The 23,836-nt window shown below is 43.7% G+C and carries 28 protein-coding genes and 1 tRNA gene; all 29 read right to left on the bottom strand.

Translation table 11 applies throughout. The features are described from left to right. Positions 1-16: 16 nt before the first annotated feature. Positions 17-1,117, bottom strand: a complete 1,101-nt coding sequence (gene hisC / locus ACSQ8O_RS29550) for a histidinol-phosphate transaminase (RefSeq protein ID WP_436244583.1) — start codon at positions 1,115-1,117, stop codon at positions 17-19. A 16-nt stretch (positions 1,118-1,133) separates the two neighbouring features. Then, complete coding sequence (gene trpA / locus ACSQ8O_RS29555; protein WP_436244584.1) at positions 1,134-1,949, bottom strand: tryptophan synthase subunit alpha; 816 nt, start codon at positions 1,947-1,949, stop codon at positions 1,134-1,136. 3 nt (positions 1,950-1,952) lie between these two features. Continuing rightward, positions 1,953-3,146 carry a tryptophan synthase subunit beta gene (gene trpB / locus ACSQ8O_RS29560; RefSeq protein WP_056614320.1) on the bottom strand — a complete coding sequence of 398 codons (1,194 nt, stop codon included), beginning with the start codon at positions 3,144-3,146 and terminating at the stop codon, positions 1,953-1,955. Next, positions 3,143-3,841 (bottom strand): phosphoribosylanthranilate isomerase, encoded by a 699-nt coding sequence (locus tag ACSQ8O_RS29565; protein ID WP_436244977.1) that lies wholly within the window; start codon positions 3,839-3,841, stop codon positions 3,143-3,145. Before ACSQ8O_RS29565 ends, trpB begins: the two co-directional genes overlap by 4 nt. Positions 3,842-3,860: 19 nt before the next feature. Continuing rightward, on the bottom strand, positions 3,861-4,661 hold the full coding sequence (trpC, locus tag ACSQ8O_RS29570) for an indole-3-glycerol phosphate synthase TrpC (RefSeq protein WP_436244585.1): 801 nt from the start codon (positions 4,659-4,661) through the stop codon (positions 3,861-3,863). Next, on the bottom strand, positions 4,651-5,691 hold the full coding sequence (trpD, locus tag ACSQ8O_RS29575) for an anthranilate phosphoribosyltransferase (RefSeq protein ID WP_056614330.1): 1,041 nt from the start codon (positions 5,689-5,691) through the stop codon (positions 4,651-4,653). Before trpD ends, trpC begins: the two co-directional genes overlap by 11 nt. Before the next feature lie 21 nt (positions 5,692-5,712). Beyond that, a complete protein-coding gene (gene trpE, locus ACSQ8O_RS29580; protein ID WP_056614334.1) occupies positions 5,713-7,260 on the bottom strand; it encodes an anthranilate synthase component I in 1,548 nt (515 codons plus the stop codon). A gap of 290 nt (positions 7,261-7,550) precedes the next feature. Further along, positions 7,551-7,937, bottom strand: a complete 387-nt coding sequence (gene aroH, locus ACSQ8O_RS29585; RefSeq protein WP_056614336.1) for a chorismate mutase — start codon at positions 7,935-7,937, stop codon at positions 7,551-7,553. Between the two features lie 3 nt (positions 7,938-7,940). Next, positions 7,941-9,035, bottom strand: coding sequence for a 3-dehydroquinate synthase (gene aroB / locus ACSQ8O_RS29590; RefSeq protein ID WP_436244586.1), 1,095 nt, complete (start codon positions 9,033-9,035; stop codon positions 7,941-7,943). A 1-nt stretch (position 9,036) separates the two neighbouring features. Beyond that, complete coding sequence (aroC, locus tag ACSQ8O_RS29595; protein ID WP_436244587.1) at positions 9,037-10,200, bottom strand: chorismate synthase; 1,164 nt, start codon at positions 10,198-10,200, stop codon at positions 9,037-9,039. 266 nt (positions 10,201-10,466) lie between these two features. Beyond that, positions 10,467-10,631, bottom strand: coding sequence for a hypothetical protein (locus ACSQ8O_RS29600; protein WP_164483568.1), 165 nt, complete (start codon positions 10,629-10,631; stop codon positions 10,467-10,469). Between the two features lie 92 nt (positions 10,632-10,723). After that, positions 10,724-11,506 (bottom strand): CheR family methyltransferase, encoded by a 783-nt coding sequence (locus ACSQ8O_RS29605; RefSeq protein WP_056614352.1) that lies wholly within the window; start codon positions 11,504-11,506, stop codon positions 10,724-10,726. A 122-nt stretch (positions 11,507-11,628) separates the two neighbouring features. After that, positions 11,629-12,072 carry a nucleoside-diphosphate kinase gene (gene ndk / locus ACSQ8O_RS29610; RefSeq protein ID WP_436244588.1) on the bottom strand — a complete coding sequence of 148 codons (444 nt, stop codon included), beginning with the start codon at positions 12,070-12,072 and terminating at the stop codon, positions 11,629-11,631. A 79-nt stretch (positions 12,073-12,151) separates the two neighbouring features. Continuing rightward, positions 12,152-13,129 (bottom strand): polyprenyl synthetase family protein, encoded by a 978-nt coding sequence (locus ACSQ8O_RS29615; RefSeq protein WP_436244589.1) that lies wholly within the window; start codon positions 13,127-13,129, stop codon positions 12,152-12,154. Then, positions 13,126-13,992 (bottom strand): menaquinone biosynthetic enzyme MqnA/MqnD family protein, encoded by an 867-nt coding sequence (locus ACSQ8O_RS29620; RefSeq protein ID WP_436244590.1) that lies wholly within the window; start codon positions 13,990-13,992, stop codon positions 13,126-13,128. The genes ACSQ8O_RS29615 and ACSQ8O_RS29620 overlap by 4 nt, the downstream gene beginning before the upstream one ends. Beyond that, positions 13,970-14,584: a UbiX family flavin prenyltransferase gene (locus ACSQ8O_RS29625; RefSeq protein ID WP_436244591.1), complete on the bottom strand. Its 615-nt coding sequence runs from the start codon at positions 14,582-14,584 to the stop codon at positions 13,970-13,972. Before ACSQ8O_RS29625 ends, ACSQ8O_RS29620 begins: the two co-directional genes overlap by 23 nt. Beyond that, the gene (locus tag ACSQ8O_RS29630; RefSeq protein WP_436244592.1) at positions 14,581-15,456 is read right to left on the bottom strand and encodes a UbiA-like polyprenyltransferase; all 876 of its coding nucleotides are present in this window, start codon (positions 15,454-15,456) and stop codon (positions 14,581-14,583) included. Before ACSQ8O_RS29630 ends, ACSQ8O_RS29625 begins: the two co-directional genes overlap by 4 nt. A 7-nt stretch (positions 15,457-15,463) precedes the next feature. After that, a complete protein-coding gene (locus tag ACSQ8O_RS29635; RefSeq protein WP_436244593.1) occupies positions 15,464-16,219 on the bottom strand; it encodes a demethylmenaquinone methyltransferase in 756 nt (251 codons plus the stop codon). Positions 16,220-16,232: 13 nt separating this feature from the next. After that, positions 16,233-17,099 (bottom strand): heptaprenyl diphosphate synthase component 1, encoded by an 867-nt coding sequence (locus tag ACSQ8O_RS29640; RefSeq protein WP_436244594.1) that lies wholly within the window; start codon positions 17,097-17,099, stop codon positions 16,233-16,235. A 99-nt stretch (positions 17,100-17,198) separates the two neighbouring features. Beyond that, the gene (locus tag ACSQ8O_RS29645) at positions 17,199-17,732 is read right to left on the bottom strand and encodes a hypothetical protein (RefSeq protein ID WP_436244595.1); all 534 of its coding nucleotides are present in this window, start codon (positions 17,730-17,732) and stop codon (positions 17,199-17,201) included. Positions 17,733-17,951: 219 nt separating this feature from the next. Next, complete coding sequence (gene mtrB / locus ACSQ8O_RS29650) at positions 17,952-18,200, bottom strand: trp RNA-binding attenuation protein MtrB (protein ID WP_056614396.1); 249 nt, start codon at positions 18,198-18,200, stop codon at positions 17,952-17,954. A gap of 76 nt (positions 18,201-18,276) precedes the next feature. Continuing rightward, entirely contained in the window at positions 18,277-19,206 is a 930-nt protein-coding gene (locus tag ACSQ8O_RS29655) for a phosphatase PAP2 family protein (RefSeq protein ID WP_436244596.1), read from the bottom strand. Positions 19,207-19,311: 105 nt separating this feature from the next. Next, positions 19,312-19,385, bottom strand: a tRNA-Pro gene (locus ACSQ8O_RS29660). Between the two features lie 161 nt (positions 19,386-19,546). Further along, the gene (locus tag ACSQ8O_RS29665; RefSeq protein WP_056614405.1) at positions 19,547-19,819 is read right to left on the bottom strand and encodes an HU family DNA-binding protein; all 273 of its coding nucleotides are present in this window, start codon (positions 19,817-19,819) and stop codon (positions 19,547-19,549) included. Positions 19,820-20,066: 247 nt separating this feature from the next. Beyond that, positions 20,067-21,545, bottom strand: coding sequence for a stage IV sporulation protein A (gene spoIVA / locus ACSQ8O_RS29670; protein WP_056614411.1), 1,479 nt, complete (start codon positions 21,543-21,545; stop codon positions 20,067-20,069). Between the two features lie 249 nt (positions 21,546-21,794). Beyond that, positions 21,795-22,538: a hypothetical protein gene (locus ACSQ8O_RS29675; RefSeq protein ID WP_436244597.1), complete on the bottom strand. Its 744-nt coding sequence runs from the start codon at positions 22,536-22,538 to the stop codon at positions 21,795-21,797. Positions 22,539-22,559: 21 nt separating this feature from the next. Then, entirely contained in the window at positions 22,560-22,910 is a 351-nt protein-coding gene (locus ACSQ8O_RS29680; protein WP_436244598.1) for a 2Fe-2S iron-sulfur cluster-binding protein, read from the bottom strand. A gap of 2 nt (positions 22,911-22,912) precedes the next feature. Then, the gene (locus ACSQ8O_RS29685; protein WP_436244599.1) at positions 22,913-23,503 is read right to left on the bottom strand and encodes a nucleotidyltransferase domain-containing protein; all 591 of its coding nucleotides are present in this window, start codon (positions 23,501-23,503) and stop codon (positions 22,913-22,915) included. A gap of 27 nt (positions 23,504-23,530) precedes the next feature. Next, positions 23,531-23,824: a 2Fe-2S iron-sulfur cluster-binding protein gene (locus ACSQ8O_RS29690; protein WP_056614418.1), complete on the bottom strand. Its 294-nt coding sequence runs from the start codon at positions 23,822-23,824 to the stop codon at positions 23,531-23,533. Between the last annotated feature and the right edge of the window lie 12 nt (positions 23,825-23,836).

The following is a 23,836-nucleotide window of genomic DNA, read 5'->3' on the forward strand; positions in this document are numbered from 1 at the left end:
ACCTTTATCTTCTGAATTAGACTAGAACAGGAACCTCTGCAAGAACTTCCGTTAGAGCCGCAATGAATTTGGCATTTTGCTCACTTGAACCAATAGTGACACGCAATGATGTTGGGAAGCCCAACATATGACCACCACGAACGATTAACCCTCGGCGCAATAAGCCGTTGAATACGTCTGCCGCTGGACGAGCTACGTCCACCATAATAAAGTTCCCATGAGCAGGAAACGAGTGCAGCCCAAGTTGTTTAAATTGTTCTTCTAAGTAGTTCAAACCAGCAGTATTCGCTTCACGACAGCTTGCGATGAAATCCTGGTCATTAATCGCCGCAAGAGCAGCAGCTTGTGCGAATCGAGTCGTATTGAAAGGCTCTCGCACTTGATTAATCGAACGAATGACATCTGGATGCCCAATACCATAACCAATACGAAGCGAAGCCAACCCATAGATTTTGGAGAAAGTACGCAAAGAGATCACATTTTTGTATTGACCGATAAGCTCAATGCTATCTGGGAACTCACCTGTTGTGTTGTACTCGCAATAAGCTTCATCAAGAACAACAATCGTGTGCGCAGGAACTTTAGCTAAGAAAGCTTTAATTTCCGCATCTGTATTCATCGTACCCGTTGGATTATTCGGATTACAGATCCATACGATTTTCGTGCGATCAGTAATAGCCGCAGCCATTGCATCCAAATCATGTGTGCCATCTTTCAACGGAACTTCAATGGAGATTGCGCCTTCGATTTCACAATTGTGTTTGTATTGTGGGAATGTGTGTGAAGCCATAACGGATTCATCACCTGGCACTAGAAAAGCACGTGCTAACATAAGAATGACTTCATCCGATCCAGCGCCGAAAATAAGTTGATTCGTCTCAACGCCTAGAGAAGCTGCAACAGCTTCTGTTAATTGTACGGCGCCTCCATCTGGATACAGACTAATATTTGCAATTTCTGCTTCAATCGCAGCCTTCACATGCGGAGATGAGCCGAATGGGTTTTCATTGGAAGCAAGCTTGATCACTTCAGTTAAGCCAAGCTCACGCTTTACTTCCTCAATAGGTTTACCTGGTTGATAAACTGGTAAATGTATAATGGTTTGTTTCGGTTTCATGAAGTCACCTCATCAATTAGTGGTTCGAACGTTTTAATTGACCTACAAAGTTACCTATTTGCTTAAGACCTTCCGGATGAGCAGCATCCTCTTGGAAATGTGGTAATGCGCTCTCGATCGTGCGGACAATCGCACTCCCTACGACAACACCATCGCACAGCTTCTCAAAGCGTTCAACCTGCTCCCGCGAAGATATGCCGAAGCCCACAACAATGGGAACAGACGCGGCTTCACGCACGGTTGTAAGGAAATCTTCAATGCCGCCAAAAAATTCAGCACGCTCACCTGTAACTCCTAGGGAAGATACACAATAAACGAAACCACGTGCACTTGAAGCAATACGTTGTACACGTTCATTCGATGTTGGTGCGACTAAAGGAATCAAATGAACGCCATATTTCTCAGCAATCCCTCTAGTCTCACTATCTTCTTCCAAAGGAAGATCTGGAATAATAATGCCACTGATTTCATTCTCCTGCATCACTTTGAAAATACGTTCCAAACCAATTTGGAGAACCGGATTATAATAGGTAAAAAGGATAAATGGCAGCTGAGATCCGCGATTCCTTGCCTGTTTAGCTACATCGATTACATCAAAGATGGAAATTTTACGCTTCAAAGCGCGCTCAGAGGAGCGTTGAATAACAGGTCCATCTGCGAGTGGATCCGAGTAAGGAACACCAAGCTCGATTAAATCCGCGCCAGCGCGTTCCATTTCTAGAATCAGCTCCAAGGATGCTTCAATCGAAGGGTCACCAATTGTTAGAAAAGGGATCATTGCGGTTTCACCGCGCTCTTTGAGTTCTGCAAAACGACTGTCAATACGGTTCATCGCTTATACCCCCTCGCCAAGATAACTAATAATGGATTCCACATCTTTATCGCCGCGGCCTGACAAACTCACGATAATAATTTGGTCCTTCGTCATCGTCGGTGCTAATTTCAACGTATGTGCAATGGCATGAGCGCTCTCAAGAGCTGGTATGATACCTTCTGTGCGGCTCAACAATTGAAGAGCATCTAGTGCTTCTTGATCCGTTATTGGATAATAAGTAGCACGCTCAGCATCTTTGAGGTATGCATGTTCGGGACCAATTCCCGGGTAGTCCAAACCGGCCGAGATCGAATGCGCTGGCAATACTTGACCATACTCATCCTGAAGCAAGTAACTGAGTGACCCTTGGAATACACCTGGCGTTCCTTTGGTCATGGTAGCTGCATGCTCCTCCGTATCAACGCCGCGACCTGCTGCCTCGACACCAATCAATTTCACGGACTCATCTTGAACGAATGGATAGAAAATCCCCATCGCGTTACTGCCTCCGCCAACACAAGCAACTACTGCATCAGGCAGTCTGCCTTCTGTTTCCAAGATTTGCTCACGGGACTCATCCCCGATCACGCGTTGGAAATCACGAACCATCATCGGATACGGATGTGGCCCAGTTACGGATCCGAGAATATAGTACGTATCTTGAACGTTACTTACCCAGTAACGCAATGTTTCGTTACAAGCATCTTTCAATGTACGCGTTCCTGAAGTAACAGGAATGACTTCCGATCCTAACAATTTCATGCGAAACACATTCAATTGTTGACGTTTCGTGTCTTCTTCCCCCATGAAAACTTTACATTCAAAGCCCATTAATGCTGCGACTGTCGCTGAAGCAACACCATGCTGACCAGCACCAGTTTCCGCGATTATCTTTTTCTTCCCCATGCGTTTGGCAAGTACGGCCTGTCCGATGGTGTTATTAATTTTGTGTGCGCCTGTATGGTTTAAATCTTCACGTTTCAAATAAATCTTCGCTCCACCGAGTTGCTCTGTTAAGCGCTCTGCATAGTAAAGCGGAGTAGGTCTACCTGAATACTGCTTCTGCAAATATCGAACTTCCGCAATAAATTCAGGATCATCTTTATATCGCGCATAAGCTTCTTCAAGCTCATGTAAGGCATTCATCAATGTCTCGGGCACATAGCGGCCACCGAACTTGCCAAATCTACCTTGCTGATCAGGTACTTGTGTCACTTACGGGTCACCCTTTCCACAAACGCGGTTATTTTCGCAATATCTTTCACGCCATCTGTCTCCACGCCGCTCGATACATCAACGCCATCAGGAGCATAAGCATCTACTAATTGATCTACGTTATCATGTCGGAGTCCGCCAGCTACTAGCAATTGTATACCAGCAGAACGAGCCCACTCTTGATAAACAGGTATACAATCCCAGGCAAAAGTTGTCCCAGAACCGCCTCCGTAAACAGGGTCAAAGGTATCTAATAAGATGGCATCTACATGCCCGATATAAGGATCTAGTTGCTCAGCTACCTTGGATAGAGAAGGTATGGAATCTTCTGTTTTGGAGATTGAAACCGATTTAAATACCTGTACACCAAATTGATCACGAACCCATCCACAGAAAGCCGGTGTTTCCTGACTATGAAGTTGCACGACATCCAGAGGAGCTGCTGCTAAAATATCAACCAACTGCTCTTTCGTTGGATTGACAAACACGCCAACTGTAAGAGGCACAGTCTGACCCTTCGCTTCTTCAGCTTTCAAATAAGCAATCAGCTCGGCTGCCTTCTCAGACGTGACTTGTCGCTTACTTGGTGCAAAAACAAAGCCGATATGAGCTATCGGCAAATGTACGATTGATTTTAACACTTCAACGCTTTGAAGTCCACAAATTTTTACCGTTGGAATCGTTCCCACAGTCATCAAACCCGCCTCTTTCTGCCTATAACTGCCTCTTATTGACCAGTTCACCCATCAACTGATGAACCGCTTGTTCAACGACAGGTTGTCGCATGAAATGCTCTCCGATGAGTACAGCTTGTGCCCCAACTTTCTCGACATAGGCCATATCTTCAACGGTAGATATACCACTCTCGCTCACAACAGTTTTACCCTTTGGCATAAAGCTTATTAATTCTTCCGTTGTTCCTAGATCGGTTACGAAAGTTTTTAAATTCCGATTATTGACACCTATCAGTTGGGTATCCAGCTCAAGTGCACGCTCCAACTCTTCACGATCATGCACCTCAACCAGTGCATCTAGGCCAAGATCCTTCGCTAGGGTCAAATATTGCTTCATCTGTTCTGTTGTCAAAATCGCTGCGATAAGCAGAATGGCATCTGCTCCCAGAAGTCTTGCTTCATAGATTTGCTTCGGATCAATGGTGAAATCTTTGCGTAGCAACGGAACGTTCACCGATTTACGCACAGCCTCCAAATAATCATTGCTTCCTTGGAAATACGAAACATCGGTCAATACCGAAATACAATCGGCGCCTGCACGCTCATAAGCTTGGGCCAATCCAACCGGTTCGAAATCTGCGCGAATCAATCCTTTGGATGGCGAAGCTTTCTTCACTTCTGCGATAAGTCCCATGGAACGATTTTTCCCAAGCGTCAATGCCCGCTCAAAGCCTAAACAAGGAGGAAGCTGAGAAATTAACTTTTCAGCCTCCGCGATCGAAAAATCGCTCATCGCCTCTACTTCCACGCGTTTTGTAGCTACAATTTTATCAAGAAACATGGCATAGTTCTCCTGTGTATTGGATTAAATCTTGCAATTTCTGCTCCGCGCGTCCCGAATCAATGACTTCTGCAGCTAATTTCACGCCCTGTTGAAGAGTGCCTACATGACCCGTTACATAGAAGCATGCCGCAGCATTCGCTAGCACGATGTCCCGATATGGACCTTTCTCACCTGCAAAAATATGACGAATAATTTCTGCGTTCAGGGCAGCATCTCCACCCGCTACATCTTTGATACTATGTGCACGAAGACCTAAATCGTCCGGTGTAATGGTGTAGGTCGTAATTAGATCTGACTTCAGCTCAGAAACTTTCGTGGGTGCAGAGATACTGAATTCGTCCAACCCATCCTCACTGGCAACAACCATCGCACGTTTCAAGCCTAGTGCTTGTAGCGATTGCGCTAACATCTCTGTCTTGGTTCTATCGAAAACGCCAAGGACTTGACGATCTGCGCCCGCAGGATTGGTTAACGGTCCAAGCAAATTAAAAACCGTTCTGAATCCAAGTTCTTTACGAGGTGCTGCAACATGCTTCATCGATTGATGATAGGCCTGTGCGAACATAAAACAAATGCCAGTACGTTCAAGACATTTCGCTGCTTGTTCTCCGCTCAGTGTAATCTTAACGCCAAGCGCTTCTAGAACATCCGCACTACCACTTTTACTCGACATCGCTCTATTGCCATGCTTCGCTACTCGGATCCCGCCTGCTGATGCTACAATGGCAGCTGTCGTTGAGATATTGAACGTGTCAGCACCATCTCCACCTGTTCCACACGTATCAAGCAGGTCACTTTGGTGTACGTTCACTTGCACAGCTTTGCTTCGCATCGTCTCCGCAAACCCCGTAATCTCTTCAAATGTTTCCCCTTTGATACGAAGCGCCGTCAACAAACTGCCTATTTGTGCAGGTGAAGCAGCTCCATCCATAATCTCAGACATGACACTACGTGCTTCTTCCCGGGATAAATGATTGCCACTAATTACTTTACCAAGCGCTTGTTGTATCGAAATTGTTCCACTCATGTTCTTCCATGCCCCTTCCTTCTATGAGTTAACGAAATAGTCTTTGTTAATATCGCTAACAGGTCTAGGCTCAGGACTGAACATGGCTTCTGCCATACGAATTGATTTCAGCAAAGCCGTCGCTTTGTTCACGGTTTCTTGATATTCACTCTCAGGTACAGAATCCCAAACGATTCCTGCTCCTGCTTGCACATAGGCTTTGCCTTTTTTGAATACAATCGTCCGGATCGTAATACAAGTGTCCAAATTCCCGGAAAAACCTAGATAACCAATCGCACCTGCGTAAGAACCGCGAGACTCAGGTTCCAGTTCAGCAATAATTCCCATCGCTCTCAGCTTCGGTGCTCCAGACACCGTGCCTGCAGGCATACAGGAAAGGAAAGCATCAAAGAAATCCTTATCTTTGGCAATCTTGCCAGACACATTGGAAACGATATGCATCACGTGTGAATAGCGTTCAATGTCCATGAAGGTATCACATTTGACCGTACCGAATTCGGAGACACGCCCGATATCATTTCGACCTAAATCAACCAACATCAAATGCTCTGCACGTTCTTTCTCGTCGGCAAGCAGCTCCAACTCAAGTGCGTGATCTTCCTCTGGGGTTTTCCCTCTAGGTCTTGTTCCAGCAATCGGCCGCGTTTCTACTTTTTCTTCCTCTACCCGTACTAGCAACTCAGGAGACGTTCCAACGATAACCTCATCGTCCATTTTCAGCACATACATATACGGAGATGGATTCATTGTACGAAGCACGCGATATACCTGTAAGGGAGAAACCGTTGTTTCCATTTCAAAACGTTGGGAGAGCACGACTTGGAAAATATCGCCGGCACGAATGTATTCCTTTGCTTTATTCACATTGGCAATGAATTTATCTTTCGTAATATTGGAGCGAATTTCGCCCAAATCTGGTTCTGACACGATCGGGTTGTGCGTCATGGTATCGGAACTAAGAGGCCGTTTAATTTTTTCAATTGTCGCATCGATTTTCTCACAAGTTGCTTGATACGCCTTCGCAATATCCGCATCCGTTGCGAACTGGGGAACATGTAGGTTTGCAATCACTTTGATCTGTTGTTTGAAATGATCAAATACGATGACCTGATCGCAAAACATAAACTGAATATCATTCATTTGTAAGTCATCAATCTGATGAGCCGGTAGTTTCTCATAGTATTGCAATAAGTCATATCCGAAGAATCCAACCGCACCACCCGTAAAGCGTGGAAGATCTGCAAGCTGAGGGCTGGAGTAGGAACGAAGATACGCCTTCAACACTTCGATCGGTTTCTCATCCGTGATTTTTTTCTCGGACCCCGTTTCGACCGTTGTTTTTCCATGCTTCGCCGTGATCATCAAGAATGGATCGCTGCCTAAGAAGGAATAACGTGCCCATTTCACTCCTCCCTCTACACTTTCTAAAAGGAAGGCACGAGGCTCTTGATATAAATGTTGAAATACACGTATTGGCGTCTCGGTATCAGCTAGTAAATGACGCACCACTGGGATAAGATTATAATCTTTGGACAAACGAATGACTTCTTGCAATTCAGGTGTATACATGGAAACATCCCCTCTCAGCTTGTGAGCTGCTCGCGGTCTGCGGCGCTCAAAACTCTATTCGAATACAAAAAAACCTCTACCAGGGGTAGAGGTTGACTTTAGTTTCAGTAGACGATCAGGATGAATGTGAAAAAAAGAAAATCAGAGCTGGGTATGAACAAATAGACGATCCCCCTCTGGGAACGATCCAATGGTCATATAGCTACTTGTCTTTTTCTCATCTCAACTCGGCTCTGCTCTACTCGACTAAACTCTGCTCTACTAACCTAAACTCATCTAATTTCACTATACTACCGGGTAGCTTCATTTGTCAATTTAACAATATCAGGACGAAGTGCTTTAGCTTCTTTCAAGTACACATGATTGATCTCTGCTTGTGTTTTAGTCGTGTTGACCTGAACCATCAAGCGAATACATTTGGGTAATGCATTCTCAACTGGAACTTCCAGCGAACACATCAATGGAACAAGCTCCCAGCCAATTAGTGTACGAATTGCTCTTGCTGGAAATGTTGCCGTAATATCTTCCGTTACTGTAATGAAAACCGATCCAATATCCTCTGGAAGGAAATCATTCGCTTCTACAATTGCTTGAAGAAGCTCACTCGTTGCAGCAAGAATTTCTTCTGCATCATTCTGTTGAACTGTTGTCGCGCCACGAATTCCCCTTAAGTACATCGGTTATTTCTCCCCTTTTAGAAGGTCAACAATTTCTCTCACTTGCTGTGAAGTAACATCCTTACGGATCTCGACTTTACCAATTTCAGTCGGGATGATATACACCATCGTACCTTCTTTGAATTTCTTATCATGCATCATAGCACTCATAATGCGATCTGTATCCAAATGTGACGGGATGCTCACCGGCAATCCGTATTTCACAAATAAACCTCTAGTCACCGTATGTATGTCCTCGCTATAGCCAAACTGCTGTGCAAGCTTTGCCGCACCGACCATCCCAATAGCGATGGCCTCACCATGTAACAGCTCACCATAGCCCGCTACGGCCTCTAATGCGTGACCGATCGTATGTCCGAGGTTTAATATCGCCCTGAGATCATTCTCGCGTTCGTCCTGAGATACGACGATAGCTTTCACTTGACAACCTATGTAAAGCGCATAACTTAGCGCTTCTGGATCTAATCCTAACAGCTTGTCTGCGTTTTCATCGCACCAATGAGTGAAAGCGGAATCCCAGATCAAGCCATGCTTGATCACTTCCGACAGGCCTGCCTTCACTTCACGCTCAGGCAAAGTCAACAGCAAGTCGATGTCGAAGAGGACTAGCTCCGGCTGGTGGAACGCCCCGATGATGTTCTTCGCCATCGGGTGATTGACCGCTACCTTGCCGCCGACAGAACTGTCGTGCGCAAGGATGGTCGTCGGGATCTGCACGAAGCGGATCCCCCGCATGAAGCTCGCCGCAGCGAAGCCGGCGAGATCGCCGACCACGCCTCCTCCAAGGGCTATGATCGCAGAATTGCGATCAAGGCCCGCCTGGAGGGCGGCGGTTACGATTCCCTCGAGCTGCGCGAGGGATTTGGACGTTTCGCCTGCGGGCACGACGCAGGCTGTCGCGGCGAAGCCGCCGTCACGAAGCAGCGTCAGGACGCGCTCCAAGTGCAATGCCGCCACCGACTCGTCGGTGACTATGAGCAGCGGCGACTTGCGGCTGAGCTTCGCGCGATCGAACAGCGTCGAGATATTGGTAAGAATGCCTTGGCCAATATATATGGGATAAGACCGTTCTCCAAGCTCTACGGTAAGTTCTCTCATCTTAGTAGTTCTCCACTTGCTTAAGGAAATTCGCTAAGTTCGTGCGGATTTCTTCGATGGAGTCTCCACCAAATTTATCTAAGAAAGCATTGGCCACTTCCCAAGCGATGACATTCTCCATGATCACGCCTGCTGCTGGCACTGCACACGTATCGGAACGCTCTACTTGTGCTGTAAATACTTCTTTCGTATCGATATCTACGCTTTGCAAAGGCTTGTACAAAGTAGAAATTGGCTTCATTACCCCACGAACGATGATTTGCTCGCCTGTTGTCATTCCGCCTTCAAATCCACCTGCACGATTCGTTCTACGTCTAAAGCCAGTTTCTTGCGTATAAAGGATTTCATCATGCACGTTCGAGCCTCTGCGCTCTGCAGCTTCGAAGCCGATTCCGAATTCCACACCTTTGAAGGCTTGAATGGAAAGCACAGCTTGTGCAATTTTACCATCCAATTTGCGATCCCACTGTACGTGACTTCCAAGTCCAACAGGTACACCTTCGATAATCACTTCCACGATACCACCTAATGTATCGCCATCTTCTTTAGCAGCATCGATAGCTGCAATCATTTTCGCTTCTGCATCTTTATCAACAACACGTACTGGTGATTCTTCTGTAATACGAATAAGTTCATCGACAGGAAGCTCCTGACGTTCTACTTCAACATCACCAATGCGGATAACTTGTCCTGCTACTTTGATCCCGAACTCTGCTAACAACTGACGAGCAACAGCCCCAGTGGCTACACGCATCGTTGTTTCACGAGCACTTGATCTTTCCAAAATATTACGCAAATCTTTTTGATTATATTTGAGGCCGCCGTTTAAATCTGCATGTCCAGGACGTGGACGGTTCACACGGCGCTTACCTTCATTATCTTCTTCAACGGGTTCAATCCCCATAACGGAAGTCCAATGTTTCCAGTCATTATTCACGACAACTAATGCGATTGGCGCACCTGTTGTTTTACCATGACGCACGCCACCTGCAATGGTAGCTGTATCTTTCTCAATTTGCATCCGACGACCACGACCATAGCCTTTTTGACGTCTATGTAATTGATGGTTTAAATCTTCAAAGTTAAGGTTTACATTACTTGGAAACCCTTCAATAATCGCAGTGAGCTGCGGGCCATGCGTTTCACCTGCTGTTAAATATCTCACAATCCGTTACCCCCTAAGAATTTTACGAAGAACATCGAACTCCGTATATAAACATAATAGTATGGAAAAACCGAGCCTGCTTACTCCATGTGCCACGGTAAAAAAGCTGCAGCACCAAGCACTTTAGCGCTTTGACGCGCGATTATCTGTTGTCATTATAGTATAGCTACTCAGGTTTGGCAACAACACAAATGCAAAAACACGCTTCACAGGTCAGGGACAAACCCTTCCGCGTAAGCGTGTCATCATCTAGGCAAGAACTAGTATTAGCCGTGCATAGGTTGCTTCTGGACGACCCTCGGAGGCTCACAAAGCTGAGGATCATTCATAAGACCCGTAATTTGTGAGGAATCAACTCCTAAAATTTGAGCACATTCTTGAATGGAAATCATTCCTCTGCGATAAGCGGTAATCACCTTGCGTTTGTCCATGATAGCCCCCTAAGCGTGTATGCAATGTTCAAAGCTTGGTGTCTCCTTCACTTTGAACTGCTACATCTTAGTATTGGAAAATAAGGAAGTTCTTATACTCCTTTTTTCCGATAAAAGAACGTTTCAGCCGCTTCCAGATCATATTGACCAGGAGAAAAAATCTGTTCTGTCGAGCCAACGAAAAGCAGGCCGCCTGGTTTAAGGGCTTTGGCAAACTTCTGGTACAGCACATGCTTCGCTTCTTCTGTGAAATAAATGATGACATTACGGCACACGATCAGATCGTAACCGCTATCAAATGTATCAACAAGTAAATTTTGTTTCTGAAATCTAACTGACTTTTTGAGTTCATCCGAAACATGAAACATTAAGCCATCTTGTTTAAAATATTTCTTCACATAATTAGCTGGTACATCACGTACGGAACGATCTAAGTACATCCCTTTACGTGCTTTCTCCAAGGCACCATCGTCAATATCTGTAGCATGTAGGCTCGTCTCAGCCAATGCCCCTTGCTCAGCTAAAATCATGGCTAGTGTGTACGGTTCTTCACCTGTGGAGCAGGCTGCACTCCAAATCTTCAACCGGCGATTCCGTTTCAGCATCTCAGGTATAAACTTCTGTTCTACAAGCTCCCAACGATTCGGGTTTCTCCAAAATTCAGAAACATTGATCGTCATCCGATCCAAAAACTCATAGAATAGTTCCTTGTCCTTCATCATCGCTTCAAAAAAAGAAATAAACGTATTGTAACCTCGCTTCATTCGCAAGGTAGTTAATCGTCTCTTCATTTGCGCTTCCTTATACAACGCAAGATCAATGGACGTGTGTTCCTTTATTTTTTTAATAAACAACAAAAAATCTTGATCCTCCATGCTGTCCACCCACCTTGATCATTATGTACCTTGATACATTCTGTGTGGATTTACCAAATTCCTTCATTAAAAAACAAAAGAACCTGTGTCGTATCCGATAACAGATTCTTTGCGATGGAAGATTAGATCCATTCTTGTATGTTTTTTGAATATGTAAGAATTTCGTTTGGCTGAAAAAAATTATTTATTTCACGCTCAGCACTTTCTGGTGAATCAGACCCATGAATCAGGTTAAGATTCGTATGTACAGCATAATCACCGCGAATGGTTCCAGGTGCGGCTTCCAATGAATTCGTTTTGCCAATCATGGTTCGCGACAATGTGATAACTTGGTCACCATGCCATACCATGGCAAAAACAGGTCCTGATGTAATGAAATTCACAAGTCTTTCGAAAAAATCTTTTCCTTTATGCTCTGCATAGTGGATCTCGGCTTGTTCTCGGGAAATAACCGTCAACTTGCTGCCAATCAATTGGAAACCTTTCTGTTCAAACCGTTTTACAATCTCGCCGACAAGCCCCCGTTGTACACCATCTGGTTTAACCATGAGAAATGTTTTTTCCATTGAAAGACTACCTCCTAAAAAGTTATCGCCAGAAAACTGACTTCGTAAGCATTGGCTTACGTTTTCGTCAGAAAACTGGTTAATACGATCGATTCCCGATAAAATGAGCGATTTCGATGAGATCTTTCTTCGCTTGGTTATCCGGTAATGTGTCTAATGACGAAATCGCCTTATCGATATATACCTGGGAAAGTCGATCGGCTTCCTTAATGCCAGCACTGCCTCGAATCATTTCTAAGAATCGACTTATATCCGTTTGTCCATCCAGTTTATGTATTCGATCAAGTTCTGTCAATATCATTGGCTTTAAAGCTGGATCTTGCAGGGTCAAGATCACCGGCAACGTAATATTCCCTTGCTTAACGTCACTTCCAGGCGGTTTCCCGATCTGCTTTTCGGTGCCTGTTAAATCCAGAATATCATCCCTAATTTGGAAGGCCATACCTACATTATACCCAAAATTATACAACTTAGTGCTTATCCAGTCAGGAGCGCCTGAAGCCATCGCACCCAATTGGCAAGAAATTGCTATTAATAATGCAGTTTTGCGTCGAATGCGAAGTAAATAGTCACGTATGGTTTGCTCGGAATGAAAGAAAAAACGAATTTGCTCCATTTCTCCAATGGACATTTCAACAATTGCTTTTGACATGATCTGGTGAATTCTCGGATCCGGAATCTGAGTAATCACACCTAGCGCTCTTGCAAAAATATAATCCCCTGTAAACATCGCAATGCGATTATCCCACTTGGAGCGAACCGTCAATTGACCACGTCGTGTGTTCGCATCGTCAATAACATCATCATGCACAAGAGAAGCCATATGAATAAGCTCTAATGGCACTGCTACGTTTTTCATCGTTTGGAGTTCATAATGACCAAATTCACCAGAAAGAAGAACGAAAACGGGTCTAATCCGTTTTCCTCCCGCTTTAAGTAGGTGGATCGAAGTTTCTCTTAGCAAAGAGTGATCGTTATTCACACTCTCTTCCAGCTCTTTCTCTATCGCTGAAATATCTCTTCTTTTCCTTGCATATATATCCAACAAATTTTTCATTCGGTCACCCGTGCCACTTTAGTTTCTTCCCAAATGCCAATCTGAACTGGCTTCGGTAAGAAACCAAGTTCGAAACAGTACTGATAGTACGAATGAAGTCCATCCCACTGCTCAGCCGCGAAATCATAACACAATGTATGAAAATAATGATGCCAATAGTCGGAAGTGCCACCAACAGTAGCTTGTGCCTCTTCAATCATATACTTTGGCTCCCGATGAGCCTTTTCCTTACTTGCCTTAAATGCTTCAAAAATAGTAGTTACAAGCTCTGGATAGGCACGAATCGTTTCTTTACGAATTGCCCAGACAGCGAACGTCATCCATTTCCCCGTCCATTTAGCCCATTCTTGACCGAGATCCGTAATCATGTACTTTTGATTTCGCCAGCTTTCCTTAATGGCGTCATCCCCAATGAGAAGAGCAGCATCTGCTCCCTCCATCATTTGGTCTAGATTTGGCTTCGCATATTCATACGTCGGTTTACCATTATAAAATTTTTCTAGAATAATTTTAAGTAAATTTACAGATGTCGCAGACGTCGTAGGCAGAATGATTTTCCCGTTCACGATTTCTCGTAATGGTTTGTCATGGAAAAGAAGAATCGAGTTGACTTCGCCATAGGAGCTAACGGATAGATCCGGGAAAAGCATATAATCCTCAAAAAATTGACCGTATGAAAAAGAAGAAATGGGTCCCATATCAATTTGGCCTTCAGCCATAGCTTTATTAAGAGATGTGGGTACCTGTTCAATAATATCGACTTCTGAACTCTTCATCAGCTCAGGGAAATAATAATAGATCGGCCACACGTTTGTATAGTTGATTCGACCTATTCGGATTTTATGGTCTAGGTTGCTCATCATTATCTCCCCATCTACGGTACAAGGAATGATCAATCTCCATGCTATCCATCACTTTACCTACCAAAAAGTCAACCATCTCATCGATTGAGCGCGGACGATTATAGAAGGCTGGCATAGCCGGTATCATTCGCACACCCATTCTTGTTAGGGTAAGCATATTTTCTAAATGTATAGCATGCAAAGGTGTTTCCCTTGGCACCAGAATTAATTTTCTTCCTTCTTTTAACATGACGTCCGCGGTACGCTCAAGCAAGTTATCAGACGAACCATGCGCAATGCCAGATAATGTTCCCATCGAGCACGGAATCACAACCATCCCTCTGGTTCGAAAAGAACCACTTGCCACAGTCGCACCAATATTCGCTACGGGATGATATTCATACGAACCTGCTCGTCCACCGAAGTGCTTCTCAAGCACCTCTTGACGTTTTGTTGCACTCCAGTCATGTTCATCCTGCAGCACACGCCAACCTGCATCTGTAATAATAAGATGCACATCTAACCCAAGATCCAACAATACTTCACATAATCGGACTCCGTAGATCGCTCCACTCGCACCCGAAATTCCAATAACCCAGTTTCCGCTGCTCATGAGTGCTTACTCACAAGGACATCAAGCAATGTGAAAGTAAACATGACTAAACTCAATACGCCATTCATCGTGAAGAAAGCCGTGTTTAATTTGGACAAATCCTGCGGTGTAACGAGCCTATGTTCTTTAAACAACAATATATAAGCAATAATAAGCCCCACCAAATACAACCAACTCAGATGCGTGATGAAAAATAAGGAGACTAATCCGATTGCGGTTAAGACATGCAGTACTCGTGCTGTTAGTAGTGCTGCTTTAATGCCAAAGCGACTTGGCAATGAGTGCAACCCTTCTTTGCGATCAAACTCGGCATCCTGGCAAGCATAAATGAGATCGAAACCAGCACTCCAGCAAGCAACCGTAAGGAAAAAGATGATCGATGACCATGTAAATTGACCTGTAACCGCAATCCAACCGCCAAGCGGAGCAAGTCCCAACGTCAAGCCCAGTACGAAATGGCATGTCCAAGTAAACCTTTTGGTATAGGAATAAATCACAAGAAAGAACACTGCAATGGGTAGAAGCTTCATGGACAATGCACTTAAGTGATAGGTTGCCCAAAAAAGAACTGCAAACGAGATGATGATATAGAGAATAACTTGCGGTATTGAAATGAGTCCAGCTGGAATTGCTCGATTCTCAGTTCTTGGATTACGTTTGTCAATGGCTTGGTCAATTACACGATTCAATGCCATCGCGGCAGTGCGTGCCCCCACCATAGCTAAGGTGATCCAACCGATCTGTGCCCAGCTAGGCAAATGTCCCTGCCATACAACGGAACCGAGAATAGCCCCCATGAAGGCAAATGGCAAAGCAAACACACTGTGTTCGAATTTAATCATTTCGAGAAAAATCTTTAATTTAGTAAACATATGTGAATTACACTCCTGATTTCTTATTACCTTTTGTCCCTACATGTAGCGCCGCCACACCACCAAAGAGTGGATGGGCCTGTACGTGATCTAAACCATTCTTCGAGAAGATGGCCGCGAGTTGCTTATGATCTGGAAACGAAATTAATGATTCCGGTAACCACTTATATTGCTCATATTTCTTAACAATCAATTTGCCGAGGAACGGCATGATATGTCGGAAATATACATAATAGATAGACTTAAATGGCTGCCATGTTGGCTTGGATAGCTCTAAAGACACAACTAGCCCTCCGGGCTTAACGACACGTTGCATTTCTCGAATGACTTGTTCAAGATCGGGAACATTACGCAAGGCAAACCCGATTGTAGCAAAGTCAAACGTATTGTCGTCAAACGGAAGACTCATCGCATTTCCTTGAATTAGCTCAACCTGCTGATCTAAGTGTTGTTGTTTTATTTTCTCGGCACCAATATCCAACATATTTTGGCTGAAATCCAATCCAACCATTTTCCCTGTTCTACTAGCTTGAGCAAGACTAATGGTCCAGTCACAAGTTCCACAACATAAATCTATTGCTGTAGCCCCAGGCTGTACATTCATCTTCTTCATTGCAAATTTACGCCATGCTTTGTGACGATTAAAACTAATGATATTATTCATCAAGTCATATTTAGGTGCGATGCTTTCAAAAACACCATGTACAAATTCTTCTTTACTTTTCGCTTTTTTATTTTCATTACTCGTATTGCTTACACTCATTTCCCAGGTCCCCTTAAATTTCTTCTAACACTTTAGGATGCTCCCCAGCAAATCGTAAAAAGGGCTCTCCCATGTGAAAGAGTTCACTTTGTAGCCTATCCGATTCAAGCTTCTTTACAAAGTCCTGCAATTGCTTCGTTTGAATGTTCAGCAATTGATACAACTGTGAAGATATATTGTATTTATGTAGAAGTGTACGAACCTTCGTTGTATCAACCTCTTCACCTTGTAATTGCTTCCGCTCTTCTCGTGTACCGTTCTGGCTAATATGCCAATAACCCCAACTGCCCCTGAACTTAGAAATGGTTTCAATCCGGAAAATTTCTGTGAACAACAGTTCACATCTCACAAAGCCTCTCAGAATTTCAGGCCATGCTTGTTTGTTCGCACCATTCATAACTTCTGAAAAAGACAAAAAAAGCTGAGATTTAATTTCCACCGTGAGGTGAATGTAATCTTCTGCCGTCATTTTCAGCTGTTTCATTTTCGTGTAGCTGCTCATCTTTAACCGATTGACTTCACAGATCGCATTCGAAAGTTGCTTAATCATATCGATCTGCCCTGTTTTAGCAAGTAGATGATAAAATCTCGCACTAAAGTAATCACCTGCAAGCACTTTTAACTGCCTCGATCTTGATGCTTTCTTCTCCTTGACTTTATTGGACACTGTCACAAGATCATGAGTATCGAGTCCTAGCTGCACAAGTGCTGTTGCTAAAGTAAATAATTCACTTAATGAGCTTAGTTTGTTATTTTCATTCAAGAATGCAAACAACAGACGTGTGCGCAACTCGGGAAAATCGGGCAAGTCTGTGTGAATTTGGATCATATCATACTGCGTGTACTGTTTAGCGATCTCAGGGATCCGATAAGAATTCATGCAAAAGCCTCCGTAACCGTATGCCAAATATCATTTAATGAAACTGGATGTCTCAATCCAAATTATTATAGCATAACACGTTAATAGAAGCACAATAAATTATAGTGGATACTTTTGTTGCCATTTGGAGGTATACGTGATGCGAAATCTGTTCTGAAGCTCTTGCTCCAATTGAATTAAACTAAGCTCTGACGGCTTCTTCTCCATATCTTCGCCAAATTCACGTTGAGCAACCATAGCCAAGACAAGCTGAGTTGAGGTTGTATCGGCCGAGCCGGAATAGTCAATAATACGTACCCACACCTGATCGACATTTTTGGTTTTAACTAGCATGGTCTGTGCAATTGTATACAAATCACGATATACCGCAATCGTCTCCGCATTTTTGGGTAAACTTAAATCGAGTGACAACCGCGACGTACTTAGTTCTACTTTCCGTATTCGAAGCTGCAGTGGAATTTGAACTAGAAGATCTGCCAAGTTATTCTCGGTGAGCTGTCCCCCTCGATTATTGGACCACGTGTAGGCAGATCCTAAGCCTGAAGAAAGATCCAGCTTTGGTAACATGGATAGACTAATCGCAACAACAACCGAAATCCCTAATGTGATCACAATACGCATTGACCATTTCACAATCTACACCCCCTAAGCATATGCAGGAGCCAAATAACCGACAGGTTATCCAAATAAACAAGTCCTATACACCATTGTACATAGAAAAAAAGCAGGCTATGCCTGCTTTTCTTAAAATATATGTATTCAATTGTTACACACGATAACATGGATGTATTTCATGACAAACACTTCGCCCCGTCCAAGATGGACGTTGCAGCCGTTTATTGGAATACGCTTTTATTCTTCTGTATCGATCGTGCCAAACTTGGTCATAATCAAAGCTTTGCCTCTTACTTTAACCGCGGATGTATGCTCAGTAAACTGAGCAATCATAACCTCACCCTTGTCTAGCTTCTCTGTATGATGAAAACGTGTGTCTTGTCCACGTGTTAATCCAATCACATGAACCCCATTATCTTTCGCTTTAATCACGAAATACTCGTTACCGTTCGAATTTGACTGATCTGATTTATTCGATTGTTCCATATCCATCCTCCGTTCTTCCCTAACCTTCATACCTTACCTAATGATGCCAAAAAAAGTAACCGGAAGTCAACATGTACTAGATAGTTAATTCAGAAGGGGCTGATGTTGTTGCGCGTTTCCGATAAAATTGTTTGAACTTCGCTGGCAAAGCATGCGTGGATCCTAAGCGAATAAGAAGATCCGTCAATTTAACGGTTCCATACGCAAATAACATGCCTGCGATCACATCGATCAGCCAATGAATTTGTAAATACAGCGTCGAAAATATAATAGCCGAACAATACGTGACCATCATGTATTTGAAGATGCGATCCTTCTCCCGAAGTGCAAGTAGCAGCATGGCAAACGAAATGGACGTATGCATACTAGGAAAGCAATTCATAACTGCTACTAATAAGGAGTTTTCATCTGCAAACACACGATGAAGTAAATCAGGCTGCTTATTTACGTACCATACTTCATGAAGCAGGATCAAATTATAAAAAGGCAAGATAAGCGGAAATTGCAGCATATGCCCTGAAAGCGCGTATGACAACATTTTCTTAATACTACGTGTCCAGAAACTGCGAACAATACAGATCCAAAGCGAAAGCACAAAGCCATAGTTATACACCCATACCATAGCTCTATCCAAAAATGGTGTTGAGATCCACCTTGCCCAACCTCCCGAATTCAACGGGATTGCGTTCATATAGCTATCCCAGCGCCAGGGGTGGCGATTATTTTCAAACATCCAGTTTGCAATTTTCCACCAAAATCCATTGCCTGTCCCATAAAAATAATAAAAAACACCTAATAGGGGAATGCCGAATAGAAAAAAGCGTTTCCAATCTACATCGATCTGATCCTTCCGCACGCCTAATAAACAGATACATAGTAATATCCAACATTCTGTACTCCAGTTGCCCACCGTACCAATTCGCCAAATCAAGAAAATAGAAGCAATTATTCCGAACATTGTCCAATCCAGTGACTTAATCAGCTCATTCAACTTCAATTTAGTCAACCCTGTACCCCCTACGTAATCCAAGAGATTCAATCATATGAATGTTAACTCGCTTCGTTTCTTGGCATTAGAAAAAGACATCGAACACCGATGTCTCTGTCATAATCGGAGTAACACGATTCGAACGTGCGACCTCACCCACCCCAAGGGTGCGCGCTACCAGGCTGCGCCATACCCCGTTACGTTTACAGCCAAAAATAACGCATTCACTTTTGTTAGTATAGTAGGAGAATTTCAAATTGTAAAGCCATTTTCAGGCAAAACAAATAAAGCCGCTACCCGCATTTAGCGGCCACGGCTTTATAATTATGTAACGTTCAATCCTATGTATAAATACAAATTATTGAATGCCATCTTTAAGTGCTTTACCAGGTTTGAAAGCTGGGATTTTGCTTGCTGGGATATCAATTTCTCCACCAGTCTGTGGATTGCGTCCTTTACGAGCAGAACGTTCACGAACTTCGAAGTTACCAAATCCAACCAATTGCACTTTATCTCCACCTTGCAATGCTTCAGAAATTGCATCAAAAACAGCATCTACTGCTTTCGTTGCGTCTTTCTTGGAAAGCTCAGATGTTTCCGCAACTTTGTTGATCAATTCAGATTTATTCATGCCATTCACCTCCCCCCAAAATTTCTCACTACCGTTACTTCCTGTTTTCACCGTTTTCCTAGAAATTATACATAAACTTCTGAAAAATCGTTGATTTTCTAAGCAAAATGAACTTTGAAAGCAGACGAATAAATTCATAGTAATACACTCAGAGAGCAATTTCAAGTATCTATTTCCATTTTATGTGGGTCTTTCCGCTATTAAACGACAAAAAACACCCTTTCGAGTGTTTTTTGTCCACATTTTATTACAATATAATGGCGATTAAGCCTCCAGAGCCTTCGTTAATAATACGTCCAAGCGTTTCTTGAAGTTTGTATCTCGCATTGTCTGGCATTTGGGCAAGCTTGCCTTGTATGCCTTCTCGCACAATCGAATGCAGTGATCTTCCGAAAATATCGGACTCCCAAATCTTGAGCGGATTATCCTCAAAATCCTGCATGAGATAACGTACAAGCTCTTCACTTTGCTTTTCAGTTCCGATGATCGGTGAGAACTCGGATTCTACATCCACTCGAATCATATGAATCGAAGGCGCAGTTGCTCTTAGACGTACGCCGAATCTGGAGCCTTGACGGATTAACTCAGGCTCATCTAACGCCATCTCAGCAAGTGTAGGAGGCGCTATCCCATACCCGGTTGTTTTGACCATCTCAAGAGCCTCAGCGAATTGATCATATTCCCTCTTCGCATGTGTGAAGTCCTGCATAAGCTGGAGAAGATGATCCTTTCCGCGAATCTCAACACCAACGACCTCGACGAGAATACGATCATAGAGTTCATCAGGTGCAAAGAGATCAATCTCTGCCACACCCTGCCCCATATTCAGCCCTGCTAATGCAGCCTTATCGATAAACTCATATTCAGCAAATTGGCTGACAACACGATCAACATCGCGTAAGCGTCTGATATCCTGTACCGTATCGCGAACGGATGCTTCGAACTGTGTCCGCAGCCAATGATTCTCATCTAGAACCATTACCCAGCTAGGCAAGTTCACATTCACTTCATGAACCGGGAACTCATACAGGACTTCACGAAGCACGGAGACCATTTCTTCTTCTCCAGCACTAGCTACACTCATTGTTACAACTGGAACATCATAGCGGCTTTGCAGCTCGCTGCGCAGCTCAAGTGCAGGCTCACTGTTTGGCTTCTGAGAGTTTATGATCACAATGAACGGCTTCCCGACCTCTTTAAGTTCATTAATAACTCTTTCCTCTGCCAATACATAGGAAGACCGCGGGATATCCGAGATCGTGCCATCTGTCGTAACCACAACACCCAATGTGGAGTGCTCTTGAATGACTTTCCGTGTTCCAATCTCAGCCGCTTCTTGAAAAGGAATCGGCTCATCGAACCATGGTGTATTAATCATCCGAGGTCCGTTCTCGTCTTCATAGCCTTTGGCGCCATCGACTGCATACCCGACACAATCAACAAGGCGGACATTGACGTTCAGTCCTTCAGCCACAGAAATTTGAACCGCCGTATTCGGTACGAATTTCGGCTCCGTTGTCATAATCGTGCGGCCAGCAGCGCTCTGCGGGAGTTCATCGGTAGCCCGGATCCTATCCGCTTCGCTTTGAATGTTCGGCAGCACTACAGATTCCACAAAACGCTTTATAAAGGTTGATTTCCCTGTCCGGACTGCTCCGACAACCCCCAGGTAAATGTCCCCTCCCGTTCGTTCTGCAATGTCCTTAAAGATATCCACTTTCTCCAAGAGAATCCCTCCTACAGTTTGGTCGTCAACTGACGCTAGTGACGGTAACAATTGACTACTCGTACATTCATTTGGACTAGTAAAAATATATGTACTTTCGATAGAAATATGATAGATGCGTTTCAACTTTTTTTCGCTCATATTTTATGAAGCACATACGGCTTTCGAAAGAATATATGATCAGTCCGTTGCGCTTATTCTATAAAGACAAAAAAACCTCTTACACATGGGTAAGAGGTTAGTTCATTTTCAATTCTGTGGCATAGGTTGTTTATCTTTCCAGGCATAGGAAACGCTCCGAATCGGCACGAAATAGGAATTATCTACAAGAATCCGCCTCAAATCTTGATCCGGTTTCAAGGAATTCTCTAAAGCATTATTCTTAATGAACGTGTTGATATCCATTGCATAATCTATGGCTACTTCTCCCGTTTGCTTGTTTAAAATGTACGTAATGGCATTTTTTCGATTATACACAGATTTAATATCCGGTTCTTTCATCCCTATCAATTTGAAATCTACATAGGCAAAAGCATCATTAATGGCAACCCCTTGCGGCATATTACCACCATGTTTCGCTATGTAATCATTTACTTTCTTCTGCACGTCTTCCACACTTTGATAGGCGGACAGGTCCATTAGCTTCACCGTAGGCTTCGTTTCGGCATCAACGAGTACGTAGATGAAGACACCTCCGCTTTCAAATGCGTTCGCGGGCACTGTACTGAGCAGATTCGTTTTTTTTAGTTTTGGAAAATCAATCACATACTTCTCATAGAGTGGTGTTGTCATCTCACTATTTTTAATGGGAAGTACACCTGTTTTCTCATGATAGGTATCAACAGCTTGCCCCACAACGGTAATAAATTCTGCAGGATTAATCAGATTCTCTTTCCGTAGTTCTTGTGGGTACGCGCAGCCTGTAAGCAAAATAACCAAGATGAGTGCCAGAAGCAAGCTTCTACCTTGGGTTCGTTGTCGTTTTACTTTCACTATTCAACCATCCTATCTTGTCTAAATGAAATCGTCATCCTCCGCTTGTCTAGCTAGCTGAGCTCGAATTGCTGCCTTTAAGGGATCCTCCGGAATGTTTACTTCCACATCACCTGTAACTCGTGCTTGGCATGCAAGACGAACCCCCTCATCTACTAGGGAGCCAAGCTTCAACCGTTCATTCGTATTCAGAGGGGCTAGACCACTTTGGTCGCCTACCTTTACTTTACACATTAAACAAGCGGCCTTTGCTCCGCAACGCGTTCTTATATGAACTTTGGCTTTATTACCGGCGTCCAACAATGTTGTGCCTGGTCTTACTTTAATTTTTTTATTATCTGGCCAAAAATGAACATCAAATACACTCATCATCGTCACCGGTTCCAATCTAGCAATTCGTTCATCTTCACTTGAAATTCATGACCCCACTGATTACGGTTCATCAAATCACTCAAAGCCTGCATATGTTTGTCAGGATGTTCTTGCATCATTCTGAGAATCGGTTCATAGCGATCGGGCCGATTTCGCAGAACATTAAAGAGAAATTCATGCGCTAACGGCATAACTGGAACTTTCCACTCCTCAATGGAGGCAGAACTGTAATAGTTCTCAAACAAGTAATTGACTTCAACTTGATATAAGGATCCAAGCGCCTTGACTTTAAAATCACCAACAACCTCAATGGCATGTCCATCAATCCGATAATGACTCAGCATCGAAGCATATATAGGTGTTTCACTAAATTCTGGGTTATCAATCGCGTAAGTCTGCAGCAATTTATGTACCGTGTGAACATCCTTCAGATCGATATAAATATCCAAATCTCTGGGAGTTCTTCCAATATCGACGTTATGCAGGAGTAAGCCACAGCTTCCACCAATCAGCCATTGAACGTTATGGGCTTGCTGTAACCGAGTATGAATAGTCGAAATCGACGGGAGTAATGGCTCCAGCAGTTTCATCATGCCCACACCTTTCAGGCAGTAATTTTTTTAAAAATAAGGCTTGTGCGTAACGGAAATCGTTCCCACTTGTTTTACTACGCATTGACAGGCTAGACGATAGCCTTGTGCAAGCTCCTCTGGCTCTAGTCGATCCTCTTCCGCTTCGGAAGCCTCTGCGAGCAGCTCACGACCTTCAGCAACGTAACAGCGACATCTCGCGCAGGTTCCTCGCGTACATGAGAATCCCCAATCCACATCTGCCTTCAAAGCATGGTCCAGAATGGTTAATCCCGTCTCGGGCGTTAGTTTTATCTGCGTTTTGCGTGTTTTCAGTTCTAACATGATGATTTCCCC

The organism is Paenibacillus sp. LjRoot56 (genome assembly GCF_964253335.1).
Lineage (GTDB): Bacteria > Bacillota > Bacilli > Paenibacillales > NBRC-103111 > Paenibacillus_E > Paenibacillus_E allorhizoplanae.

What these genes read in the sequence shown, in the direction of transcription:
- hisC (WP_436244583.1), bottom strand. Translation starts at nt 1,117, where the DNA reads ATGAAACCGAAACAAACCATTATACATTTACCAGTTTATCAACCAGGT.
- trpA (WP_436244584.1), bottom strand. Translation starts at nt 1,949, where the DNA reads ATGAACCGTATTGACAGTCGTTTTGCAGAACTCAAAGAGCGCGGTGAA.
- ACSQ8O_RS29565 (WP_436244977.1), bottom strand. Translation starts at nt 3,841, where the DNA reads ATGACTGTGGGAACGATTCCAACGGTAAAAATTTGTGGACTTCAAAGC.
- trpC (WP_436244585.1), bottom strand. Translation starts at nt 4,661, where the DNA reads ATGTTTCTTGATAAAATTGTAGCTACAAAACGCGTGGAAGTAGAGGCG.
- trpD (WP_056614330.1), bottom strand. Translation starts at nt 5,691, where the DNA reads ATGAGTGGAACAATTTCGATACAACAAGCGCTTGGTAAAGTAATTAGT.
- trpE (WP_056614334.1), bottom strand. Translation starts at nt 7,260, where the DNA reads ATGTATACACCTGAATTGCAAGAAGTCATTCGTTTGTCCAAAGATTAT.
- aroH (WP_056614336.1), bottom strand. Translation starts at nt 7,937, where the DNA reads ATGTACTTAAGGGGAATTCGTGGCGCGACAACAGTTCAACAGAATGAT.
- aroB (WP_436244586.1), bottom strand. Translation starts at nt 9,035, where the DNA reads ATGAGAGAACTTACCGTAGAGCTTGGAGAACGGTCTTATCCCATATAT.
- ACSQ8O_RS29600 (WP_164483568.1), bottom strand. Translation starts at nt 10,631, where the DNA reads ATGGACAAACGCAAGGTGATTACCGCTTATCGCAGAGGAATGATTTCC.
- ACSQ8O_RS29605 (WP_056614352.1), bottom strand. Translation starts at nt 11,506, where the DNA reads ATGGAGGATCAAGATTTTTTGTTGTTTATTAAAAAAATAAAGGAACAC.
- ndk (WP_436244588.1), bottom strand. Translation starts at nt 12,072, where the DNA reads ATGGAAAAAACATTTCTCATGGTTAAACCAGATGGTGTACAACGGGGG.
- ACSQ8O_RS29615 (WP_436244589.1), bottom strand. Translation starts at nt 13,129, where the DNA reads ATGAAAAATTTGTTGGATATATATGCAAGGAAAAGAAGAGATATTTCA.
- ACSQ8O_RS29620 (WP_436244590.1), bottom strand. Translation starts at nt 13,992, where the DNA reads ATGATGAGCAACCTAGACCATAAAATCCGAATAGGTCGAATCAACTAT.
- ACSQ8O_RS29625 (WP_436244591.1), bottom strand. Translation starts at nt 14,584, where the DNA reads ATGAGCAGCGGAAACTGGGTTATTGGAATTTCGGGTGCGAGTGGAGCG.
- ACSQ8O_RS29630 (WP_436244592.1), bottom strand. Translation starts at nt 15,456, where the DNA reads ATGTTTACTAAATTAAAGATTTTTCTCGAAATGATTAAATTCGAACAC.
- ACSQ8O_RS29635 (WP_436244593.1), bottom strand. Translation starts at nt 16,219, where the DNA reads ATGAGTGTAAGCAATACGAGTAATGAAAATAAAAAAGCGAAAAGTAAA.
- ACSQ8O_RS29640 (WP_436244594.1), bottom strand. Translation starts at nt 17,099, where the DNA reads ATGAATTCTTATCGGATCCCTGAGATCGCTAAACAGTACACGCAGTAT.
- mtrB (WP_056614396.1), bottom strand. Translation starts at nt 18,200, where the DNA reads ATGGAACAATCGAATAAATCAGATCAGTCAAATTCGAACGGTAACGAG.
- ACSQ8O_RS29665 (WP_056614405.1), bottom strand. Translation starts at nt 19,819, where the DNA reads ATGAATAAATCTGAATTGATCAACAAAGTTGCGGAAACATCTGAGCTT.
- ACSQ8O_RS29680 (WP_436244598.1), bottom strand. Translation starts at nt 22,910, where the DNA reads ATGATGAGTGTATTTGATGTTCATTTTTGGCCAGATAATAAAAAAATT.
- ACSQ8O_RS29685 (WP_436244599.1), bottom strand. Translation starts at nt 23,503, where the DNA reads ATGATGAAACTGCTGGAGCCATTACTCCCGTCGATTTCGACTATTCAT.
- ACSQ8O_RS29690 (WP_056614418.1), bottom strand. Translation starts at nt 23,824, where the DNA reads ATGTTAGAACTGAAAACACGCAAAACGCAGATAAAACTAACGCCCGAG.